The sequence below is a fragment of the Acidobacteriota bacterium genome (assembly GCA_035471785.1).
Taxonomy (GTDB): Bacteria; Acidobacteriota; UBA6911; order RPQK01; family DATIPO01; genus JANQFM01.
This window is the reverse complement of sequence record DATIPQ010000038.1, coordinates 74988-95260: the sequence shown is the minus strand read 5'-3', so window position 1 is coordinate 95260 and position 20273 is coordinate 74988. Positions and strand designations below refer to the sequence as shown.

General features: G+C 62.3%; 22 protein-coding genes. 9 read left to right on the top strand and 13 right to left on the bottom strand.

Annotated elements, in window-relative coordinates:
- Window positions 1-128 precede the first annotated feature (128 nt).
- The 3 genes from VLU25_06160 to VLU25_06150 form a co-directional block, all read right to left on the bottom strand.
- Complete coding sequence (locus tag VLU25_06160; protein HSR67507.1) at window positions 129-1229, bottom strand: hypothetical protein; 1101 nt, start codon at window positions 1227-1229, stop codon at window positions 129-131.
- 467 nt (window positions 1230-1696) lie between these two features.
- Window positions 1697-2116, bottom strand: coding sequence for an NFACT RNA binding domain-containing protein (locus VLU25_06155; GenBank protein ID HSR67506.1), 420 nt, complete (start codon window positions 2114-2116; stop codon window positions 1697-1699).
- An 18-nt stretch (window positions 2117-2134) separates the two neighbouring features.
- Entirely contained in the window at window positions 2135-2821 is a 687-nt protein-coding gene (locus tag VLU25_06150; protein ID HSR67505.1) for an SUMF1/EgtB/PvdO family nonheme iron enzyme, read from the bottom strand.
- A gap of 49 nt (window positions 2822-2870) precedes the next feature.
- On the opposite strand from VLU25_06150, the gene VLU25_06145 reads away from it, so the two are divergent.
- From VLU25_06145 to VLU25_06135, 3 genes are all read left to right on the top strand, one after another.
- Window positions 2871-3098 (top strand): DUF1427 family protein, encoded by a 228-nt coding sequence (locus VLU25_06145; protein HSR67504.1) that lies wholly within the window; start codon window positions 2871-2873, stop codon window positions 3096-3098.
- Window positions 3099-3158: 60 nt separating this feature from the next.
- The gene (locus tag VLU25_06140; protein ID HSR67503.1) at window positions 3159-3437 is read left to right on the top strand and encodes a hypothetical protein; all 279 of its coding nucleotides are present in this window, start codon (window positions 3159-3161) and stop codon (window positions 3435-3437) included.
- A 232-nt stretch (window positions 3438-3669) separates the two neighbouring features.
- Window positions 3670-5628: a 6-hydroxymethylpterin diphosphokinase MptE-like protein gene (locus tag VLU25_06135; GenBank protein ID HSR67502.1), complete on the top strand. Its 1959-nt coding sequence runs from the start codon at window positions 3670-3672 to the stop codon at window positions 5626-5628.
- Here VLU25_06135 and VLU25_06130 read toward each other — a convergent pair.
- A complete protein-coding gene (locus VLU25_06130; protein HSR67501.1) occupies window positions 5625-6305 on the bottom strand; it encodes an acylneuraminate cytidylyltransferase family protein in 681 nt (226 codons plus the stop codon). The two genes, VLU25_06135 and VLU25_06130, sit on opposite strands and share 4 nt — an antisense overlap.
- A 76-nt stretch (window positions 6306-6381) precedes the next feature.
- Between VLU25_06130 and VLU25_06125 the strand changes: the two genes are divergently transcribed.
- From VLU25_06125 to VLU25_06100, 6 genes are read left to right on the top strand one after another with little or no spacing between them, the layout of a single operon-like run.
- Window positions 6382-7431: an N-acetylneuraminate synthase family protein gene (locus VLU25_06125; GenBank protein ID HSR67500.1), complete on the top strand. Its 1050-nt coding sequence runs from the start codon at window positions 6382-6384 to the stop codon at window positions 7429-7431.
- Window positions 7428-8387, top strand: a complete 960-nt coding sequence (locus VLU25_06120; GenBank protein HSR67499.1) for a hypothetical protein — start codon at window positions 7428-7430, stop codon at window positions 8385-8387. Before VLU25_06125 ends, VLU25_06120 begins: the two co-directional genes overlap by 4 nt.
- Window positions 8384-9628, top strand: coding sequence for an ATP-grasp domain-containing protein (locus VLU25_06115; protein ID HSR67498.1), 1245 nt, complete (start codon window positions 8384-8386; stop codon window positions 9626-9628). Before VLU25_06120 ends, VLU25_06115 begins: the two co-directional genes overlap by 4 nt.
- A complete protein-coding gene (locus tag VLU25_06110) occupies window positions 9625-10413 on the top strand; it encodes an amidohydrolase family protein (GenBank protein HSR67497.1) in 789 nt (262 codons plus the stop codon). Before VLU25_06115 ends, VLU25_06110 begins: the two co-directional genes overlap by 4 nt.
- Complete coding sequence (locus tag VLU25_06105; GenBank protein ID HSR67496.1) at window positions 10406-11077, top strand: class I SAM-dependent methyltransferase; 672 nt, start codon at window positions 10406-10408, stop codon at window positions 11075-11077. The genes VLU25_06110 and VLU25_06105 overlap by 8 nt, the downstream gene beginning before the upstream one ends.
- Window positions 11078-11091: 14 nt before the next feature.
- Window positions 11092-11805: an RraA family protein gene (locus VLU25_06100; protein HSR67495.1), complete on the top strand. Its 714-nt coding sequence runs from the start codon at window positions 11092-11094 to the stop codon at window positions 11803-11805.
- 40 nt (window positions 11806-11845) lie between these two features.
- On the opposite strand, the gene pseB is transcribed toward VLU25_06100, so the two are convergent.
- From pseB to VLU25_06055, 9 genes are all read right to left on the bottom strand, one after another.
- Window positions 11846-12934 (bottom strand): UDP-N-acetylglucosamine 4,6-dehydratase (inverting), encoded by a 1089-nt coding sequence (gene pseB, locus VLU25_06095; protein HSR67494.1) that lies wholly within the window; start codon window positions 12932-12934, stop codon window positions 11846-11848.
- Between the two features lie 67 nt (window positions 12935-13001).
- A complete protein-coding gene (locus VLU25_06090; protein ID HSR67493.1) occupies window positions 13002-13382 on the bottom strand; it encodes a hypothetical protein in 381 nt (126 codons plus the stop codon).
- Between the two features lie 59 nt (window positions 13383-13441).
- A complete protein-coding gene (fliS, locus tag VLU25_06085; protein HSR67492.1) occupies window positions 13442-13966 on the bottom strand; it encodes a flagellar export chaperone FliS in 525 nt (174 codons plus the stop codon).
- Window positions 13967-14060: 94 nt separating this feature from the next.
- Window positions 14061-15950, bottom strand: a complete 1890-nt coding sequence (gene fliD, locus VLU25_06080) for a flagellar filament capping protein FliD (protein HSR67491.1) — start codon at window positions 15948-15950, stop codon at window positions 14061-14063.
- A 9-nt stretch (window positions 15951-15959) separates the two neighbouring features.
- Window positions 15960-16358, bottom strand: a complete 399-nt coding sequence (locus VLU25_06075; protein HSR67490.1) for a flagellar protein FlaG — start codon at window positions 16356-16358, stop codon at window positions 15960-15962.
- 148 nt (window positions 16359-16506) lie between these two features.
- Entirely contained in the window at window positions 16507-17373 is an 867-nt protein-coding gene (locus tag VLU25_06070) for a flagellin (protein ID HSR67489.1), read from the bottom strand.
- 113 nt (window positions 17374-17486) lie between these two features.
- The gene (locus VLU25_06065; GenBank protein HSR67488.1) at window positions 17487-18584 is read right to left on the bottom strand and encodes an HD domain-containing phosphohydrolase; all 1098 of its coding nucleotides are present in this window, start codon (window positions 18582-18584) and stop codon (window positions 17487-17489) included.
- Between the two features lie 72 nt (window positions 18585-18656).
- Window positions 18657-19427: a flagellar motor protein MotB gene (locus VLU25_06060; protein HSR67487.1), complete on the bottom strand. Its 771-nt coding sequence runs from the start codon at window positions 19425-19427 to the stop codon at window positions 18657-18659.
- Window positions 19427-20218, bottom strand: coding sequence for a MotA/TolQ/ExbB proton channel family protein (locus VLU25_06055; GenBank protein HSR67486.1), 792 nt, complete (start codon window positions 20216-20218; stop codon window positions 19427-19429). The genes VLU25_06060 and VLU25_06055 overlap by 1 nt, the downstream gene beginning before the upstream one ends.
- Window positions 20219-20273 lie beyond the last annotated feature (55 nt).

The following is a 20273-nucleotide window of genomic DNA, read 5'->3' as shown; positions in this document are numbered from 1 at the left end:
TTCTCGAACTCTGGTTGAGCCTCGTCGGGCGGCGAGGCGCAGCCGACGGCAGCAAGAAGCAAGCATGCGGTGCAGATCAAAGCCAATGTTGAGCGCATCGGTCCCCCCGGATTACGGTCGAAGGTGTCTTAAGGGCAAGTGGCGAAAGCCTGGGTGTCGGTAATAGGGTCGAAAGGCGTATTAAACGGATTTTCGGCGGTGAATACCGAATTGGACTGGGTGTCGGTGACCGTAATCGTGTACTCCACGTTGGTGGTGGCTGCATAGAAGACCCAAAAACGGTCGTTGATGTCACAGCCGTCCAGCACCTTGACGATCAGCTCCACGTTGTCGGGATTGAAGAAGAAGTACCCCGAGTCGTCTCTGAAAACGCCGTCGGCCGGCTGCGAGGGTCCGGTGGGCGTCTCCTGGAAATCCACGCTGACCCGAAAGCGGTCGCTCAAGCAGATCGACCGGGGACCCGGAATGCAGTTGGGCTTGACTTGCTCATGCTGGTTGCTGTCAAACTGAAAGCGGTTGCCGATCTGCACCACGTCGATAAAGAGCGTGTCGATCACCGTGTCGGCATTGACCATGGTCGATCCGGCATTGAAATAACAGACCCGCCAGGTTCCATCGAAGGAGCCCTGATTCGGAAAAATCTCGGCCAGCAATTGGGACTGATGAGACCCGTCGTAAGGCGAGCAGGCATTAGGCTGGACGACCTGCCCCTGCTGATCGCGCAGTTCATGACAAATATCCAATTGCAGGCCGCCCTGCCCAAAAAAGGCGCTGGCCAAGCCGGGGATGACAGAATCGCCGTCCTGGGTGTCGGGATCGAAGCTGACCGGGACCACGGCGCAGGAATCGACCGGGATGGATGACGGGGTGGAGTAGGAGAACAACTCGTCCAGCGGAGTCTGATTGGCGATCAGATACTGGGCCTGCATCTGCAGGTTGCCCGCGCAGCCCGGGTTCAAGATCTCGGCGCTGATGGCGCCCAGGAAACCTTGCGGCGACGAGACATTGAAACTGGCCGAGCCCTCGGCCGGAACCTCGATCTCAAGCAGGTTCGGTTGAGCCCCGCCCAGGTCGACGGGGTTCAAGGGCGGCTGACCAGCGCCTTCATGAGCGGTAATCGACACGCCGCAGGCGGTGGAGGCAGTGTTGAGAAGAACGATCTGGGTGGTAACAGCGTTGTTGTTGACCACTTGAGGGGCGGTCAGCGTGCCGAAGTTGGATTGGCCCATGAGAAAGGGTCCGCAGGCAATCAGGACGAGACCAATCCAAAAAAATAGCCAGAGTTTCAATGAAGGCATGACGTTATTCCTCGTAGTCAAAGAGAACCGTTTTTCCGTAACGATGAGATCTGGTGCAGCGCGTCAGAAGTTTTGAGCCATCCTGTTGCGTTATTCCACGCTTTCAGCGTCCGCACCTGGCTGTAAACCCGGGTGGCGAAGCCGTCTCGCTCGCGCTCGCCGGGGCTGACCCTGGGCTGGCGAATCTGTCCCTTTCAGAAGGGACAAGACAGGGAGGGCCCTGGCTCAGAATTTATGACCGGCAGCACTAGCATACGACCGCCCCCGGTTCACGGGCAAGCCCGATTCGCCATCCTGCACACCCGCATCCCGCCCGACAAGGCCATCGAGATCGAATGAACCATGGCTAAGGGCCTCTCCCGCCGCTTCTAAGGTTGCTGCGTTGACGCGGCGGGCTTCTATTGGCGGATGGGAGAGGCCTTGACCTTTCGCAAGCGTCTTAGCTGCACCTTACCGGGGGCGTAGCCGCGCGGTTTGCTGACGTCGGCGGCCCGCGCCATGTGGACGCCCGTCTGGCCGGCCCGGCGGGCCTTGGAGTAGCCGGCGGCCAGTCCGGCGGCGTAGTCGCGCGTCTCCCGGGGCAGCCGCTCCAGGTTGTCGGGGTTGCGCACCACCACGTGGGAACCGGAGTCGCCCGCCACGTGAAACCAGAAGTCGCCGGGCGAGGCCAGCTTGAGGCTGAGGATGTCGTTGTCACGCGCCGATTTGCCCACCAGGACCGTCATGCCGTCGGGCGAAATGAACTTGCGGGCCACCGAAGTGCCCTGCCAAATGCCCTCCTCCGCATCGCTGGGGCCGGGCGGTCCTTTGCGTCCCATGTGAGCTCCTTTTCACCTCTAGCCGCCGGCAAGCCGTCCAAAGCTGCGGACCAGGCGAAATCCGGCGTCCGCCAGCCGCTCTCGGGGATCGGCGGCTTTTCTGAGCGAACAGGAGATCTGCTCACGGTCCATGACGTAGCTGCCGCCCCGAAGCACCCGCTTTCCGGGGGCCTCGGGGTCGTCCAGCCGCTTCTCCAGAGGATAGGGACGATAGAGCGAAGCGGTCCACTCCCACACGCTTCCCAGGGTGGCGTGCAGACCGAATTCGTTGGCCTTGGTGTGCTCTACCGGCTGCACCCGTCCACGGCTGTTGCGGGCGTCCCAAAGGTACTCGTCGGCTTCCTCGGGATCGAAGAACCAGCGTCCGCTGCGGCCGGCCCGGCAAGCGTATTCCCACTCGATTTCGCTGGGCAGGCGCATGGGCTTTTTGGAGATGCGGGCGTACCAGCCGGCATAGCCCAGTGCGTCCCGGTAGCTCAATCCCACGGCAGGGTCGCGGTCGCCGTCGCTGTGGGGCAGGGGACGGTAGTCGGGATCGTAAGCCCGGTACTGCTCGTTGGTGATGGGCCACTTTGAAATATAGAAGGGGTCGACCTCGACCGTGAAGGACGGTTGGGTATCGTCCTCCTGGCCTCCCACTCGGGCCTCGCCTCCAGGCACCAGCCAGAGGATGGTGCGCGGGTAGCTGGTGTAGTACTCCGCCATAGCCTTGATTATAGCGATTGAGTACCATGGGGCCCGAAAGGAAGTCCTCGTGAACGACACTGTGAAAATCATCATCTCGGTCCTCATCGGCGTCGGCGTAGGTGCGGCTTGCCGCTGGTTCAAGCTGCCGGTGCCGGCCCCTCCCACCCTCATCGGAGCCATGCTGGTCACCTCCATCACGGTGGGTTACCTTATAACCGACCATCTCATGTCTTCGCCCCCGCCCGCGGCGGCCCAGGCCTTGTCTGAGGAGGCCGTCCGAAAACCGGCGGAGTGAGGCGTTGCGTCCGCGCCAGGCGGGCTTGCGACGGCATCGGAAAGCCGGAAGAAGGGAACTATGAGCCTTCTAGAACTTCTCTTGTTGCTTCTCATCGCAGGAATCTGCGGAGGAATCGGCCAGTCGCTGGGCGGCTATTCGCGCGGCGGATGCCTGGTCTCCATCGCGGTAGGCTTTATCGGGGCCCTCTTGGGCGCATACCTGTCCGACATGACGGGCTTGCCAGAGATCTTCGTCATAACGGTAGGCGGACGGGCTTTCCCCATCGTCTGGTCGATCATTGGAGGCGCTCTCTTCGTCGCCCTGCTCGGCCTTCTCAGCGGGAAACGCGGCCGCTGAGAAGAGGGCCCTCTCCATGTGCCGAGGGCTACAGCTTCCGACCCCCAGCCGGTACCGGCAGTTTCTCCTGAGCGTCAATTTATTGACGGTATGTATCAATTCTTTGACGCTAATGGGTGGAGATGGAAGCGGAAAGGCGGACAAACAGTGCCTCCCCCAGCAGGAACTTAGTGGCACGTTGGTTGCTTAAGCTAGACCCGTACAAGCAAAGCCACCACCGAGTTCCATCGGCATGGGGAGCAAGGGGGTGGAGGGAGCGTTTCTAGCGCGCTACGTTCCCATCTTTCGATCCCTGGCGTGTTTCAGGCATGGTCGCGCCGGGGATCTTTTTTTTACCCCGAACCCATCGAGCGCGTCCGCCGAACCGATCCCCCATCGTTTGGAGTCCTTCGTGAGAGTCGAATGGGAACGTCTTCCTTCCAGGCGGGGTCCGGAGACCTTGGTGCTCAAAAAGGACGGGCGGCAAGTCTATTTGCACAGCGCCTACGATCCCCAGCGGGAGGCGCGGCAGTGGGCCGGTCAGGTCGATGAGCCTTCGCCCTCCAACATCGTGGTGGTCTTCGGACTGGGACTGGGATACCACCTGAGGGCCTTGCTGGAGCGTCTCCCCGCCAGCCAGCGGGTGATCGTGGTCGAGCCGCAGCGCGAGATTGCCGAGTCCTTCCCGCTGGATCGTCTGCAAGCCGACTTTCCCGACCACCGTTCGGTGGTGGTGGTCAGCGATTGGTCTCAGTTCAAGGAGGTCTACACGTCCTTGGGCGGGGGGATGGACAATGTAGTCTTGCTCAAGCTGCCGGCGGCGGCACAGGTCTTTGCCCGAGAATTCCGCGAGTTCCTGGAAAAGCTGCGCAGCGAAGTGAAGATGCTGCGCACCAATCTGGCCACGGTCATCAACTTCGCGCCCGAGTGGCAGAGGAACTTCCTCGAGAACCTGCGCTTTTGCCCGCAAGTGGGCACGGTGTCTCCCATCTTCGGAGCCTGGAAGAATCGTCCCGCCATCCTGGCGGCTGCCGGACCCTCCCTCAACAAACAGATCCGTCTTCTGCGGCGGGCCAAGGGCAGGGCGCTGATCATCTCAGTCGGCTCGGCCACCCGATTGCTCGCTAAGGAGGGCATCGAACCCGACCTGGTGGCCTCCATCGACGCCGGACGCCCCAACTACGAGGGCATTTTCAAGGGTATGGATCTGCCCCGGACTCCCCTCGTCTTCGATCCCATCAACCACTACAAGATCTTGCAGCACTATCGCGGCCCCAAGGTCATGATGAGCGTCCACCGCAGCAACCGCTGGCTGGACCGCTACTTCCGCCAGGAGGTGGGACAGATCAAGATCGGCGGTTCCATCGCCTGCACCGTATTCGACCTGCTGCGTCAAGCTGGTGCCGATCCCATCATCATGATCGGGCAGGACCTGGCCTTTACCGATGAACAACTTCACGCCGACGGCTCGCTTGAAACTATCGACGTGGTCGGGAGCAAAGCCGAGGAGCTGGAAGAGCAAGGCGGCAAGAAGGGATACAAGAAAACCGATCAGATACTGGTGTGGGTCAAGGGCAACGACGGCAAGCCCATTATCAGCAACGTGCAGATGGAAACCTACATTCATTGGTTCGAAGAGGAACTGAGAGTGCACAAGGGCGAGCTGCGCGTCATCAACGCCACCGAGGGCGGAGCCCGCATCCAGGGCGCCGAAGTCATGACTTTTTCCCAGGCCCTGGACCAGTTCATCGGCCAGGACCTGAGCGAGGAGCTCCGTCAACTACGCCGAGGGTTGCTGGCTGATCCGGGATTTGACCGCCGGGGCTTGCAGCGCCAGGTCCGCCGCACGCGCCGCCAAGTCGAGAGGGGCTTGCCTCACGCTCGCAGGGCCCTGAAACTGAGCGAGGAATTGCTGCAACACTTCTCCCGGGGGACCCCCTGTCCCGTCGGCAAGATCGTGTCCAAACTGGAGAGTCTCGACAAGAAGCTGAAAGCCGCCAGGAAGGATGCCTTCCTGATCAGCTACGCTTTGAGTCCTCTCACCCTGCTCAGGCGCTTTGCCCCCAAAGACGGGAGCGAGGTTGAAACTTGCCGTCAATCGATGAGGGTCTACCGAAGCATCGCGCAGGCCTTCGAAACCACCCTGCCCTTGCTGCGCCGGCTGGAGGAGTCACTCTCCCATGCCGCCCAGCAGGAGGCGTTGGGTGCTTAGCGGTCCTCGAAAGCCTTTTCCAGCCGCTGCCAGTCATCGGGCGTGTCCACATCGATGCCCACCTCGGGGGGCAGCACCACGGCTTGAACCGGCTTGAGGTCGAGGAACTTCTCCTTGCCTTGCAAACCGTCCATGCGGAAGGCGTAAAAGCATCCCGCGTCCTGATAGGCCGGCGGCATCTGCCAGGTGGGTTGGGGAAAGCGCTCGGGGAAGAGCGGGCGCAACTCCTCCTGGGGATCTCCCACCAGGGCGCGAAAGGGTGAAGCCTGCATGGAGGTGACGGAAATAATCAATCCACCCGGATTCTTCTCATGCGCTATCAGGGCTTCGCGGTAGAATTCAGGAGGTACCAATGCCGCCGTGGCCAGCACGAAGAGCACGCTGGAATCGTTAAAGCAGCGGGCAAACCGCGGCACGTCCCGGCGGGCCAGTTCCACGAAGGGCGTCAGATCATCGGCCAGCTCGGCGCGCCGGGGCTGCAGGGTGACGGCGTCCGGATGGCTGCCGGCCAAGTGGAGGATCTCAGGGTCCTCGCTGGACACCCCGATGCCGCTCAGCCCTTCGACCTGGGCCAAGGCGTCGAGGACGCGCAGCAGCAGAGGCCGTCCGGCCAGAGGACGGATGTTCTTGCGGGGCAGCCTCTTGGAGCCTCCTCGGGCCGGGACGTAGGCGAACATGCCACGATTATAGCCGTCCGGCCCGTGCCGGCCAGCAGCCAACGTGCGGGCGGGCGGGAAATTGAGTCCGGGTCCTATGAAGATCAAGATCGAAGACCGCAGCATCGGGGACGGCGAACCCTGCTTCATTATCGCCGAGGCGGGCAGCAACCACGACGGCGACATTGAACAGGCCAGGCGTCTCATCGGTGCGGCCGCCGAGGCGGGAGCGGACGCCGTCAAGTTCCAGCTCTTCAAGGCCGACAAGATCGCCGCCAAGAGCAAGGACGTCATGGTGACCGAGGAGAAGTTCACCCGGCGTCCCGTGACGCTCAACGAATTCTACAAGTCTCTCGAATTTCAACTGGAGTGGCTGGCGCCCCTCAAGGAAGAGGCCGAGAGACAGGGACTGATCTTCATGATGACGCCCTTTGACGAGGAATCAGCCGACCGCTTGGAGGACTTCGGAATCACCTCCTTCAAGGTGGCCTCGTTCGAGCTGACCCACTTGCCTCTGCTGCGCCATCTGGCGGGCAAGCGCCTGCCCGTGCTGCTCTCCACCGGAATGGCCTCGATGGAGGAGATCGCAGAAGCCGTGGACGTCTTTGAGGCCGAGGGCAACCGCCACATCGCCCTGCTTCATTGCGGCATCGACTACCCGCTGGACTTCGAGGACGTCCATTTGCGCTCCATGTCGTCGATGATGAAGCGCTGGGACTACCCGGTCGGCTACTCCGACCACACCCTGGGCTGGAGCGTCCCCGTGGCGGCGGTGGCCCTGGGGGCCAAGGTCTACGAGAAGCACTTCACCGTCGACAAGGCGCTGGCCGGCCCCGATCACCGCTTCGCCTTAGAGCCGCAGGAACTGAAGAGCATGGTGCGGGCCATGCGAGAAGCCGAAGCCTCTCTGGGATCGGCCCGCAAGAGAGTGCGCGATTTCGAGATGACTCACTACCGGCGGGGACGGCGCAGCCTCTACGCGGCGCGTCCCGTTCGCAAGGGCGAAGTGCTGACTCGCGATATGATCGAAGTGCTGCGTCCGGGAACGGGACTCGCCCCCCGCCACCTGGAGCAGATCGTGGGATGCCGCGCCGCTGTCGATTTAGAAGAACACCAGGCCTTGTCCTGGGATTCGGTGGAAGCATGAAAGTCCTCTTGCTGACCAAAGCCGGACGGCGGGTCGGATTCGGCCACCTGCAGCGCTGCCGGCGCATCGCCCGCCGGCTCGATCACGTGGGCGATCAAGTGACCTTCTCGGTCCTTTGCCCCGCCGGCGACGCCTCCATGCTCGATCCCCTCCTCAAAGAGGGACTCCAGATCAGGCGCTTCCAACCGGACAGCCCCCTGGAGGAGGCCGCCGATGGCAACTGGGACCTGTTGCTGGCCGACCTGGGTGACGAAGACCTCAGCTCGCTGACCGCACCGGGACGCCGGGTGGTGGCGTTGGATTGTTATCGGGAGGGCGCGGACGCCTACGTCAATATCCTGCCCGACCCGCACTTCGACCCCGGGGCTCCCGTCTACAGCGGCTATCAATACTGGCTGCTGGAGCCCTCCCGCCATCATAAGACCCGGATCGCCGAAAGGCTGGAGCGCATCCTGGTCAGTTGCGGATTCACCGATCCGGGCAACGTGGCCTCCCAGGCGGTTCAACATCTGCGCGACTTCTACGCCACCCGTGAAGAGCCCCAGGTACGCTGCGTGGTGACCTCGGAGTACGACCCGGCCAATCTGCGCCGCATACGCGACTGGGAGCGGGTGGAGCTGCTCTACAACCTGCCCTCGCTGGAAGCACAGATGCTTGACGCCGACCTGCTCATCACGGTGGGAGGCAACACCATGATCGAAGGACTGGCACTCGCCCTTCCCACGGTGGTGGTCCCGGCGGGCGTGCGCAACGCCCTCCTGGCCGACCAGTTGGAGGACGCCGGTTTCCTGCATCGCGCCCGCGACGATTGGACGGCCCTGCTGGGACGCCTGCAGCAGGTGGAGGCGCGCATGGCCCTTCACCACCGTTGCCTGGAATTCGACGTATTCGGCATCGGACGCGTCATCGACATCCTTCATGGATCGGCGCCCTTGCCGCGGGAGCAATCGGCATGAATTCGCCCTCTCCCTCAGACCGCTCGCTGCTCATCGTAGGCGGTTCCTACGAGCAGGTTCCCCTCATCGAGAAAGCGGCCCGGAGAGGATGGCGCACGGTGGTGATGGACTTTGACCGCCAGGCTCCCGGACTGGCGATTGCCGACGTCCCGGCCCTTGAAAGCACCCGCGACGTGGAGGCCGCCGTCCAGTTGGCACGCCGCCACAAGGTGCGGGCCATACTCACCAGCGCCTCCGAGTCGGCCGTGGTCACGGTGGCCGAGGCGGCCCGGCGCCTTGGATTGCCGGCACTGCCTCCCTCGGTGGCCCGACAGTGCACCGACAAGTCGCTTATGAAGCAGTGCTTCCTCAAGGCCGGTCTGCCTTGTGCCGACTTCCGCGTGGTCATGGAGACATCTGAAGCCCGCAGGGCAGCCCATGAAATCGGCTTTCCCTGCATCGTCAAGCCTTGCGACGGGGCCGGAAGCCGGGGAGTCCTGCGCATCGACTCGCCCCAGGAGGTGGAGCCGGCCTTCGCCTCCTCGCTGCAAGTCTCGCGGCTGGGGCGCTGTCTGGTGGAAAGCTATCTGCAAGGCATCGAGGTCAGTGCCGACCTCTTCCTCAGCGGCGGACGCGTGGAGGTTCTGGGCATCGCCGACAAAGAAAAGGAGGAAGGCGGGAGCGGGCGCGCCAACGTGGCCATGAACATCGTCTATCCGCCCCGCTTCCCGCCCCATGAAACGGCGCAGGCCGCCGACCTGGTGGGAAGAGCGGCCCGGGCCGCAGGCATCCGGGACGGACCCGCCCATGTGGAACTCATGCGCACGGCCCCGGGCCGTTTCTCCGTGCTTGAAATCGGGGCCCGCGGCGGCGGCTTCCATACCTTCTCCAAAGTGATGCCGGCCATCAGCGGAGTCGATACGCTGGAGGCGCTGCTGCAATTGGCTCTGGGCCGCCCCCCGCAAATCGCCGTGAAGCGCCGCCGGGCCGCCGTCCTGCGCTTTTTGGGGTCCTCGGGACGCAGCGGACGCATCACCCGCTTGACGGGACTGGAGCAGGTGCGAAGTTTGCCCGGCGTCCTGGAAGCCGGGTTCCTCAAAAAGGAAGGCGACCTGGTCCAGCCGGTGAGCAAGGACGGCGACCGCATTGCCTACTGGATCGTGGTGGGAGACGATCGCGATGAGGTGCTCTCCCTCTCCGGGCGCGCCAAAAGTCTGCTTTCCGTCGACATCGACGAAGCAGGGAAGGATCAGGTGGCATGAAGGCCCTCGACTTTCACACCCATCTCGCCGAGAGCGGAATCTGGCACTATAAGGACCTGCCCGCCGACCCCTCCAGCTTGATCGCCGACCTGGATGCCGCCGACGTCGAATTGGCCGTGCTGCTGCCCATCGCCGGGCGCGACTGCGAGGAATGGGCCCTGCGCACGGCTCAGCTCTCGGGCGGACGCATCCTCAGCTTCCTGCCCGTCGATCCGCTGGGGGAAACGCCCCAGGAACGTCTCCACAGGATCCGCGGCGCCGACGCCCGCGGACTCAAGCTGCATCCTCGCTTGCAGGAATTGCGCTTGAGCGATCCCCGCGTGGTGAGCTTCTTCCAGCAACTGGAGCAGGAATTCAGGGGCGTTTTGCTCATCGACTGTTTTTTCACCGATGACGAGCCTGCACGGCACATCCAAGACGTGGCGTCCTTCGTGGAGGCCGTCTCCGGCATGACGCTGGTTCTGGCTCACTGCGGCGCTTTCGCCTTTCGACAGATACTGCCGCTGGCTGAAAGATTCAAGCATGTACGGGTAGATACGTCCTTCACTCTTAACCTTTTTCGCAAGCACGGCAAAAAGGACCTGATCGACGAACTGGGCCGTCGCCTGGCCGATCTTCCGGCCGAAAAGGTGCTTTTCGGTTCCGACTTCCCCGAGTATTCGGTAGCCGAAAGCCGCCGATTGCTGGAGGAAGTCATGGAGGGAGCTGGATTCAGCCGCGAGGAGCGCTGGAGAGTGCTCGGCGACAACGCCCGGCGCTTGCTGTGGGAGAGTCCCGATGCTTGAGCCCGATGACCGGCGCCGCCTGATCGAACTCTACGAAGAGCGCCTCAAAGAGAAGGGCGTCACAGTGGAGACGGTGGGATGGCGCTCGCGCCGCCAGCAGCAGGTGCGCTTCCAGGTCCTGCTCGAGATCGGCTCGATGGAGCAGCGGGAAATCCTCGACGTGGGCTGCGGCTTGGGCGATCTGGTCCCGCTGGCGGGAGTGCACGGGGCTGCGGGCTATACCGGAATCGACTTGGCCGGCGCACTTATCCAAGAGGCCCGCACCCTGCACTCCCAGTCCTCCCGTCCGGCGCGCATCGATTTTCGCCAAGCCGACCTGGGCCAGGACCTGCCCGGTCACGATTGGGTGCTGGCTTCGGGCATCTTCGCTTTTCCGGTGCGCGACCCGGGGCGCTATTTGCGCCGCACCGTCAAACGCATGTTCGACTTGGCCCGTCGGGGAGTGGCCTTCAATTGCGTCAGCTCCCACGTCGATTACCAGGACGATTCTCTCGTCTACCACGATCCAGCCGAAGTGATGGCCCTGGCCAAGGGCCTTTCCCGGAGGGTCAGCTTGCGCCACGACTACATGCCCTTCGAGTTCACCGTCTATATCTACAAAGAAGATCAGGCCGACGACGAGAACGTCTTCCGTTCCTTCAGGCCGCGTTCTCAGCAGAGATAGGATTGGAGGCCGACATGTCTCGAGATTCCATCCGTCAGCGCATCATCCGCAAGATCAAAACCAACCGCATCTCAACCACCGAGGTGGCCGACTGCCTGGGCAAGAGCGGAGACATCTCCGGCCTGCAGCCCCTCAGCCGGGGGCACTTCGAGGTGGGCGAGGTCTATCTGGCCTACTGCTACAACGAGAGCAACTGGGAGCTGCACCAGCAGTTGGAGGGCGCAAAGCCTGGCCAGGTCATCGTCGTCGAGACTCACAACTGCGGCACCCGGGCCGCCTTCGGCGACCTGGTTTCCAAATTCGGAGTCCTCTATCAGGAGGCGTCCGCCATGGTGGTCAACGGCTACCTCCGCGACGCCCACAACCTGCGAAAGCACCGTTATCCGGTGTGGTGCCGGGGCGTGACACCCATCGGCTGCTTCAATCGCCAGAACCGCCGCCCGCTTGAAGCTTCGGTTCTGCAGGACTGGAAGAGACGCTACCAGGGCGGCATCGCCGTTTGCGACGACGGAGGCGTGGTGGTGATTCCCCCTCAGGAAGTCAACGAAGACTTCTTGCAGAAACTCGATTTCATCGAATTGCAGGAGGATATCTGGTACTACTGCCTGGACGTCAAGAAGTGGTCGACCTACCGCACCGTCTGCCTCAAGGACTACCTCGACACCGACCTGCTTCCGGAAGAGCTTCGAGAGCGTTTTTCGGCTTTTCAGAAGGAGTTGGGCGACTAGACCCTTCCCTCAAGGCTATGGAGGCCGGCAAGGGGGAATGCTAAATCGGCGAGTATCCGGCGCTTGCCTCTTCGACTTGTCCGGAACTCGTCAAGTGGCCGCCTTGGGCCGCAGAGGGCTCGCGCAGCAGTTCCCTCAGGCCTTCGGCGTCGAGCCACCGGCTGTTGCTGTCCGAGGAGTATTTGAAGCCCTCGGGCAGCGGCTTGCCGCCGCCTTCGGCCAGACGCTCATAGGAGGCTTGATTGACGGTAAACACCAGTTCGGGCGCGATGGCGTAGTAGCTCTCGAATTCCAACGAATGACGGGCGTCGTCCTCTCCGATCATCAGTTCGTGCAGCTTCTCGCCGGGACGGATTCCGGTGAAGTGGATGGCCAGGTCGGGGGCGATGGCCCGGGCCAGGTCGACGATCTTCATAGAAGGGATCTTGGGCACGAAGATTTCGCCCCCCAGCATGCGGTCAAAGGTCTGGATGACAAAATCGGCAGCCTGATCGAGGGTGATCCAAAAGCGCGTCATGCGCCGGTCGGTAACGGTCAGCGAGCGAGCTCCTTCGGCTACTATCTGTTGCCAGCGCGGCACGATGCTGCCCCGCGAGCCCAACACATTTCCGTAACGTACTACGGAAAAGCGGGGAATGCCGCTCGACCCCACGTAGGCGTTGCCGGAGACGAACAGCTTGTCAGAACAGAGCTTGGTGGCGCCGTAGAGGTTGACCGGATTTGCGGCCTTGTCGGTGGAAAGGGCCACCACCTTGCGGACTCCCCGGTCGATGGCGGCGTCGATGACGTTGATGGCTCCGTGGATGTTGGTCTTAATAGCTTCGGTGGGATTGTATTCCGAGGCCGGGACTTGTTTCATGGCGGCGGCATGCACCACCAGGTCGACTTGGCGGAAAGCTCGCTTCAGGCGGTCGCTGTCCCGAACGTCTCCCAGAAAATAGCGGATGCTCGAATGGTCGAAGAGGGGGTCGCTGCGCCGCATTTCCCACTGTTTCCACTCGTCGCGGCTGAAAACGATGAGCTTGCGGGGACGATGCCCCTCGCTAAAGACTTTGCGGATGAAGTGGCGGGCGAAGCTCCCCGTTCCTCCGGTTACCAGTATCGTGCGGTTCTGCAAGGGCGAATTCATGTCTAACGATGTCCTTTCCAAGGAATTCATGTCTACCGATGTCCTTTCCAAGAATGAGAAGTTCGCATCATCCGCTCAGCTCCAGGCGGGAGCCGGATGGGGGACGCGGGGAGGAGGATTGGAACTGGCGCAGGTAGCGGGCGCCCGACTGGAGTTGACGCTGAGCGGCCTGCAGCCCTTCACGGCGCTTGCGGTAAGACTCGGCGTTGCCTTGCGCCAAGTCGAGGATTTGACGGCGCAGGCCGCGCAGTTGTCGGCGGGTCTTGTCGGGCAGGTTGAGAGAGGGAGGGGAAGAGGCGTGACCACACACCCGCCGGGTGTAGTCTTCGATCAAGGGAAGCAGCGAAGCCAGCTTCTGGGCGTCTCCCTGGCCCAGGGCCTCCTGCTGGCTCTTGAGCAGGTTGCAGAGTCTGCGAAAGTCCTCCAGGATTCGATCTCGGTCTTGCATCGAGGCGTTATCCTTTTTTCGGTATTTGCACGTAAACCGGGCCAACCCCCGCCGGAGGCTCAGGCACTCATTTCAAGCCTCTGGGGAGCCGCCTCGCCATCCTCTTGCCGCTGTCGCGAGGAAGGCGGCGACCCGCTTTGTTCGGGTTCGGCTCCCTGGCCCGGGCTGACTTCTCCGCCTTGCCCGTTCTTGAGGTTTTCCCGCGCCCCTTCCCAACCGCTGATCAGGGTCTTGAGCAGGCGCACCACTTCCAGCAGCCCCTCCACCTCTTGCCGGGCGTTGGCCTCCACCAATCGGCTCAGCATATAGGAGTAGAGCCGGTCGAGCTGTTTGGCGATGTCCCCGCCCTTCTCGAAATCAAGGGTGACCTTGAGCTCCAGGATCATGTCCTGTGCCTTGTTGAGGTCTGCCACCCGCTGCTCAATCCGGCCTTCCTTCATGTGCTTGGCGGCGCTTTGCAGGCGCTGAACCGCTCCCCGGTAAAGGATCAGCATCAACTCGAAGGGGTCCGCGGTTGTTATCTGCATGCGCTGGTAGTGACTTTGGACCTGACTTTGAGGCGAGTATGAGTTGGAATGTTGCATGAGACTGTGCGGCCTTTCCGTCCTTGGGGTATTTTTTGCGTTCCGGCTCCGGCGCTGCCGGCCGGGGACCCGTTCGTCCTTGAACGGGTCTGTGCTAAAAGAGGCTGCTCGTGCCTCCCAGCGTTTGCTGCAACTGAGCAAGCTGCCTAAGTGCCTGATCGGCACGAACGAACTCCAACGTTAGGATTTCCCGCCTTTGTACCAGCCGTTCCTCAAAATCGAGAACGCTGTCTTCCAGGCGCCTCTTCTGGCCGTCAAGCTGCTCCAGGGCACCGGAGATCGGTCCCGAGAATTCGTCGGTGAACTCGGTCAGGCCTCGTTCCAGCAGCTCGGCAAACCCCAGGTTGATTGAGATCTGGCCCAGGTTGCCTGTCGACGACCCGAAGACGCGCACGGTGAGGTTTTTGATCGCGGGATCGGTGCCTTCCAGGGTATTTCCAGTTCCGCTGACGTTGAAGACCTGCCCGCTGTCGACGTTGGTAAAGGTGCCCAGTGCGTCCAGCCCGGTGTCGGAAAGCCCAGCCGTTCCGATTCCGGTGCTGTTGCCTCCGTCGCGGTCGGAAACAGCCGTCACTTCGACGGCCGATCCCTTGGCGTTGCTGGTGATGACCAGCTCAGATCCGTTGGAGGATGCCGTCAGTCCGATTTCATCGGCGTCGAACTGGGCGTTGAGCTTGTTGACGATGTCGGCGAGCGAATCGCCGGCCAGCAGGTTGACGACCGACTGCCGGCTGCCCAGGGTGAAGGTCAAGGTTTCGTCTGCGTCCAAGGCCGCCGACACGGTGCTGGAGATGAGAGCCGACTCGGCCGCTTGGGTCAGGTTGACCTCATAGGTGCCGGCTTCAGCCGATCCCACATTGGTCACCGAAAGGCTGGCGCTCGAGCTCTCGCCGACGGCCAGGAAGAGCTTGGCGAAATCTTCGAAATGATCTTCCAGCGCTTCGTCCAGGTCGCTGGAGTTGATTTGCAGAGAGCCGTCGTTCTGCAGGTCGATGCCGGCAGAGCCCAAAGTCGAGAAGGCGCCCGCGTTGGCCGCCGCCCCCCGGACGATGCTTGAAAGCTGCGACTGGATCTCGCGCACCACGCTGTCGCCGGCCAGGGGTCCGCCCCGGCCGCTCTCTCCCACCACCGTGAACTGGCTGTTGATGAAGCTGACCGCGCCGTTGTAGGCGTCCACGAAGCTCTGGACGGCCTCGCGGACTTCGCTGGTGTTGTTTTCCACCGTCAGCGTGACGCTGCCGCTGCTCACTCCGCGCAGGTTGAGGGTAACGCCCTCGATCACGTCGGAGACGGAGTTGCTGCCGCCGGTGACGGTGAGGCCGTTGACGGTCAGTTCGGCGTCCAGCTCGCTGACGTCGGCGATGTTGTGGGTGCGCGAAAAGGTGAAGGGACTGGAGTCGGCCAGCGTGAGGGAATTGTTGCTGATGGAGATGGCGTTTTCAGAGCCGGAAGCGTCGCTGGTGATGGTGAGCCTGAAACCGCTGCCGTCGTTGACGATGTTGGCCCGCGCCTCGCTGCCCGAGTTGTTGATGGCGTTACGCAGGCCTTCCAGGGTGTTGCTGCTGCTGTCGATGGTAATGGTGGTGGTGGTCTCTCCCACCGTCAGGTCGAAACTGCCGGTTCCGATCGATTCGTCGGAAGCGGCGAAGGTGGCATCGCCCACGAAGTTGTCGATCACGGCCAGGCGCTGAACGCTGATGTTGTAGGTGCCGGGGCTGGCGGCGCTGCTGGCTGTGGCCGTGAGCAGGCTCTCATCGGAGGAAGCGGCGCTGCGGGCCGCGAACCTCTCGGGAGAGTTGAGGGCGCTGATGCTGTCGGCCAGTGCGGCCAGGCGGCTGCGCAGTGTCTTGTAGGCTTCCGCTTTTTGATCGAGCCGGATTTGCTGGTCTTCCAGCCGGCGCAGGGGCAACGCCTCGATGAAAAGCAACTGGTCGACGATGGTCTGAACGTCGAGGCCGCCGCCGGGAATTTGAAAACCGCCCATGCAAACCTCCTAGGCCGATCTGTCGAGCAGATTTCCAGTCGCCTGACGCAGGGTTTGGCCCAGCGTGAGCAGGCGCTCAGGAGGAATCTCCTTGACCACTTCGCCGGTGTCTTGGTCCACGACTTGAATGTAGAAGCGCTCGGTCTCGCGATTCAACCGGAAGCGCACGGCCCGCCGGGTGGGCGGGGCGATGTCCGCTGCCCGAGAGGTCGCGGCTTGCTCCTGGCGGGCTTGCTGGCGTGCACGCCGGGCCTCCAAACGCTCCTGCTGTTGTTGAGACTGCTCCCCTTGCAGGCCCTCGCTCCGCTTGGCGAGGCGGGGCCTTGAGGGCCGTTGCACAGCTCGAGAGACAGCTTCCTCGGCACTGACGTTGGGGCTCGTGCCGACGTTGGATTGTATGCTGTCCATAATCTCCGTCCTTTTCGGCTTGTTGCCGAGGGGTCGGGCCGCTATTTTTCGCCGTCAAGAAATTTTGCTATTTCTTGAGCATGCGCCTAAACGGGCTCAGGCCCCGCCGGAGCGGGGCCTTGAGAAATCACGACTTGAAGGCTCCCGCTTAGAAGAGCGACAAGACGGACTGCTGACTCTGATTGGCCTGAGCCAAGGACGCGATACCCGACTGGGTCAAGATCTGGAACTTGGTCAGGTTGGTGATTTCCTCCGCCAGGTTGGCGTCGCGGATCTGCGACTCGGCTGCCGTCAGGTTCTGGATCTGGGATGAGATCACGCTGAGGGCGTTGTCCAGACGGTTGAGCTGCGAGCCGAAGTTGCCGCGCTTCTCGGCTACCAGGTCGATGGCCGACTCGATGTCTTCCAGCAGAGCCTGGGCGTCCCCGCCCGAGCCGATGGAAACGGTCACGGCGCCGCCGGTGGCCACCGAAACCTGAGCGCCGGTGCCGGTAAAGCCCAGTCCGCTGACGCTCAGTCCCGAAGTCGAGAAAGAGATGGTGGCGTTGTTGCCGGTAGCGTTCTGGGTGTCGCCCACGAAGATCTCGCGGGTGGTGTCGACGAAAATCTGAATCCCGTTGAATTCAGTTCCGCCCCCGATACGGTCGATTTCGGAGAAGAGCTGCTCCAACTCGTTTTCGATGGCGTCGTACTGCCCCGAATTGGTGTCCGAAGCGGCTTGAGCGGCCAGCGAAGCGGCACGCGTCAGGATGTTCTGGACGCTGGAGAGCGCGCTGTCACCGGTCTGCAAGAAGCCTTGAGCGTCGTTGGCGTTGCGCACGGCCTGTTGAAGGGTGCGGATTTGCCCCCTCAAGCCGTCAGCGATGGCCAGTCCGGCCGGGTCCTCGGCAGATCGGAAAAGACGCTTTCCCGACGACAGCTTGGCCAGCGTGTTTTGCAGACCCACGCCGCTAGCGGTCGATTCCTGCAGAGCGATGAGACTCGAGGTGTTGTTGAGAACACTAAAGAAACCCATTTTTTTTCCTCCGTGAATTGGTTGGTCGGCGTCCTTGCCGAGTACTATTTCCGCTTAACCTATCGGCAGAGGGGGCGGGGAACTATAGGGGGCGGAGACCAAAAAAAGGGCGCTTAGACTTTTTCCCGGTATTCGGCGCCGATTTCCATCCAGTCCTCGACGGGAACCTCGAGGAAGTGCTTGACCACGTCGGGATCGAACTGCTTGCCCGCGTTGGCTGAAATCTCGCGCGATGCGTATTCGACCGACAGGGCGTCACGGTAGGGACGGTTGGAAGTCATGGCGTCGAAGGCGTCCAGGATCGAGAACATGCGGGCTTCCAGGGGCACTTGATCGCCCTTCAGTCCGCGCGGATAGCCCTTGCCGTCCCAGCGTTCATGATGGGAGAGCACCATATCGGCGACCCGGTCCAGGAAGCGCACGCCCTTGAGAATCTGGTAGCCGATGGTGGTGTGCTCCTTCATGCGCTCCCATTCCTCGGGCGTCAGGCGTCCCGGCTTGAGCAGAATGGAGTCCGGGATGCCCACCTTGCCGATGTCGTGCAGCAAGGCCCCCCGGCCCAGCGCCACCCGCTCTTCGGACGGGAAATCCATGGCATCGGCCAGGCGCAGGGTGTAGGCGCGCACCCGCTGGGAGTGCCTCTGGGTTTCATGCCCGCGGGCGTCAAGCACCTTCATGAGCACGTCCAGGGTCATTTCGCGATGGTCTTTGAGATCGTAGATGGCGTCTTTGAGCTGAGTGCTCTTTTCGTCCACCAGCTTTTCCAGCCTGAGCGAAGACTCGCGCTGCTGCAGGACTTGGCGCCGCTTGTCCAGGGCGCTGCTGACGGCCCCCGCCACCTTGTCCAGGTTGAAGGGCTTGGTGATGTAGTCGTAGGCCCCAACCTTCATGGTCCCCACGGCCGTTTCCATGTCGGCAACCGCCGTGATCATGATGGCGGCGGTATCGGGATGTTGGTCGACCAGGTTGTCGAGCAGTTGCAGGCCGTTCAATTCGGGCATGCGGATGTCGGCAATGACCAGCGAGGCCGGTTGCCGGTCCAGCTTCTCAAGCGCTTCACGTCCGCTGCGGGCGGTTTCACAGACGTATCCGGCGCCGCGCAGGTAGCTGGAGAGCAGATCGCGCACCAGGGGTTCGTCGTCCACCACCAGGATCCGTTCCGCCGGGTCCATCCCCGGCAACTGGCTTTCCCCAAGCGTCATGATGCCCATCGATCGTTCACCTTCCGTTGGCCGCGGGGCCGTCCCTTGGCTCTTTTCCACCGATTTCTGCAAAAGAGCCTCCTATTGCGCTGCCTCGAAGCTGCGCGCTTCTCCCGCGCCCAGCACCTCGTATTCTCCGGGCTCAGTGCCCTCGATGAAAAGAAACTCCACCCGCCGGTTCCTTTCCCGGTTGACGGGGCTGTCGTTGGCCGCCACCGGCCGCGTGTCGGCGAAACCCACCGCCACCAGACGGTTGCGCTCCACTCCTTTGTCGATCAGGTACTTGACCACCTGGCTGGCCCGTGAGGCCGACAATTCCCAGTTGTCGTAAAAACGTCGGGTAGCGATGGGGCGGTTGTCGGTGTGGCCGAACACCTGCAACTGAAGGTCGCGCTCTTTCTTCATGAAATCGGCGATGACGTCCAGGGTGGCGTAGAAGGGCGTCTGGATGGTCGACTCCCCGGATTGGAAGAGCAGCCGGCCGGGGAAGCTGATCGTTACGCGGGCATCGCCTTCTCCCTCGTCGTCTCCGGTTTTTCCTCCTGCGAAAGCTCCGGGGAGAATGGAGCGCAGCTTGTCGAGCAGTCCGTCTCCGGAAGCGTTGCCTTCCATGGGAACGGGCATTTTCTCAGGTCCGTCAGGAGGATTGACCATCACTTCGATGGTCTGCACGCCGAAAGCGGTCTTAAGCGATCCCATGATCTGGGCAAAGGCCACTTTGTCGATCTCGGAGAAGGAAAGCAGAAGGACGAAGAAGGTCAACAACAGCGACATCATGTCGCCGAAGGTGACCACCCAGGCGGGCGCCCCTTGTTCCTGCTCTTCTTCATCGAAAGCGTCCTGCCAGTTCATCAGGCGGCCTCGGCTTGCTTGGGCGCCTGCTCAGGCGGAGGCTCCGGCGAGGCGGAAGGCTTTCTGAGAAAGGCGCGCATGACGGTTTCCATGATGCGCGGGTTGTCTCCTTTTTGAATGGAAAGCAGCCCGACCAGCATCAACTGACGGTTGAGCGTTTCTTCCTTGCTGCGGATCTCCAGTTTCTTGGCCAGCGGCAGCGCCAGTACATTGGCGATCAAGGCGCCGTAAAGGGTGGTCAGAATGGCCACCGCCATGGCCGGACCCAAGGAAGAGACGTCCTCCATGTTGGCCAGCATGATCACCAGTCCGATGAGCGTTCCGATCATTCCGAACGCAGGAGCCGACTCCCCCATGGCTTTGAGGATGTCCCGCCCGTCGCGGTGGCGGCTCTGCAGATAGCGGATATCGGTACGCAGGATGTCCTCGATGGCCTCGGTATCGTTTCCGTCCACCACCAGCAGGATCCCCTGCTGCAAGAACTCGTCGTCGGTCTTTTCTTCTTCCAGAGCCAGGACGCCTTCTTTGCGGGCGATGCGGGCGATGCGGATGAGTTCCTCGATGATTTCGTCGGGCGCGGCGAGGCGGTGCGTGAAGGCGTTCTTGACCACGTTCATCATCTTGAGGACACGCGGCATGGGGAACCGCACCAGGGTGGTGGCCACCGTTCCGCCCACCACGATGAGCATGCCCTGAACATTGATGAACAGCTTGGGATCGCCGCCCAGCATAATGGCCGTCGTCACCAGGACGATCCCCAGGATGATTCCGATGATTGTTCCAAGATCCATGAAGCCCTCACAGGTTGAAACCCGTTCACTCCGCTCTTCGGCCTGGCAGGGGTCC

Coding starts and splice junctions, on each gene's coding strand:
- VLU25_06160 (HSR67507.1), bottom strand. CDS start 1,229: ATGGGCCAATCCAACTTCGGCACGCTGACCGCCCCTCAAGTGGTCAAC.
- VLU25_06155 (HSR67506.1), bottom strand. CDS start 2,116: ATGGGACGCAAAGGACCGCCCGGCCCCAGCGATGCGGAGGAGGGCATT.
- VLU25_06150 (HSR67505.1), bottom strand. CDS start 2,821: ATGGCGGAGTACTACACCAGCTACCCGCGCACCATCCTCTGGCTGGTG.
- VLU25_06140 (HSR67503.1), top strand. CDS start 3,159: ATGAGCCTTCTAGAACTTCTCTTGTTGCTTCTCATCGCAGGAATCTGC.
- VLU25_06135 (HSR67502.1), top strand. CDS start 3,670: ATGGGGAGCAAGGGGGTGGAGGGAGCGTTTCTAGCGCGCTACGTTCCC.
- VLU25_06130 (HSR67501.1), bottom strand. CDS start 6,305: ATGTTCGCCTACGTCCCGGCCCGAGGAGGCTCCAAGAGGCTGCCCCGC.
- VLU25_06125 (HSR67500.1), top strand. CDS start 6,382: ATGAAGATCAAGATCGAAGACCGCAGCATCGGGGACGGCGAACCCTGC.
- VLU25_06120 (HSR67499.1), top strand. CDS start 7,428: ATGAAAGTCCTCTTGCTGACCAAAGCCGGACGGCGGGTCGGATTCGGC.
- VLU25_06115 (HSR67498.1), top strand. CDS start 8,384: ATGAATTCGCCCTCTCCCTCAGACCGCTCGCTGCTCATCGTAGGCGGT.
- VLU25_06110 (HSR67497.1), top strand. CDS start 9,625: ATGAAGGCCCTCGACTTTCACACCCATCTCGCCGAGAGCGGAATCTGG.
- VLU25_06105 (HSR67496.1), top strand. CDS start 10,406: ATGCTTGAGCCCGATGACCGGCGCCGCCTGATCGAACTCTACGAAGAG.
- VLU25_06100 (HSR67495.1), top strand. CDS start 11,092: ATGTCTCGAGATTCCATCCGTCAGCGCATCATCCGCAAGATCAAAACC.
- pseB (HSR67494.1), bottom strand. CDS start 12,934: ATGAATTCGCCCTTGCAGAACCGCACGATACTGGTAACCGGAGGAACG.
- VLU25_06090 (HSR67493.1), bottom strand. CDS start 13,382: ATGCAAGACCGAGATCGAATCCTGGAGGACTTTCGCAGACTCTGCAAC.
- fliS (HSR67492.1), bottom strand. CDS start 13,966: ATGCAACATTCCAACTCATACTCGCCTCAAAGTCAGGTCCAAAGTCAC.
- fliD (HSR67491.1), bottom strand. CDS start 15,950: ATGGGCGGTTTTCAAATTCCCGGCGGCGGCCTCGACGTTCAGACCATC.
- VLU25_06075 (HSR67490.1), bottom strand. CDS start 16,358: ATGGACAGCATACAATCCAACGTCGGCACGAGCCCCAACGTCAGTGCC.
- VLU25_06070 (HSR67489.1), bottom strand. CDS start 17,373: ATGGGTTTCTTTAGTGTTCTCAACAACACCTCGAGTCTCATCGCTCTG.
- VLU25_06065 (HSR67488.1), bottom strand. CDS start 18,584: ATGGGCATCATGACGCTTGGGGAAAGCCAGTTGCCGGGGATGGACCCG.
- VLU25_06060 (HSR67487.1), bottom strand. CDS start 19,427: ATGAACTGGCAGGACGCTTTCGATGAAGAAGAGCAGGAACAAGGGGCG.
- VLU25_06055 (HSR67486.1), bottom strand. CDS start 20,218: ATGGATCTTGGAACAATCATCGGAATCATCCTGGGGATCGTCCTGGTG.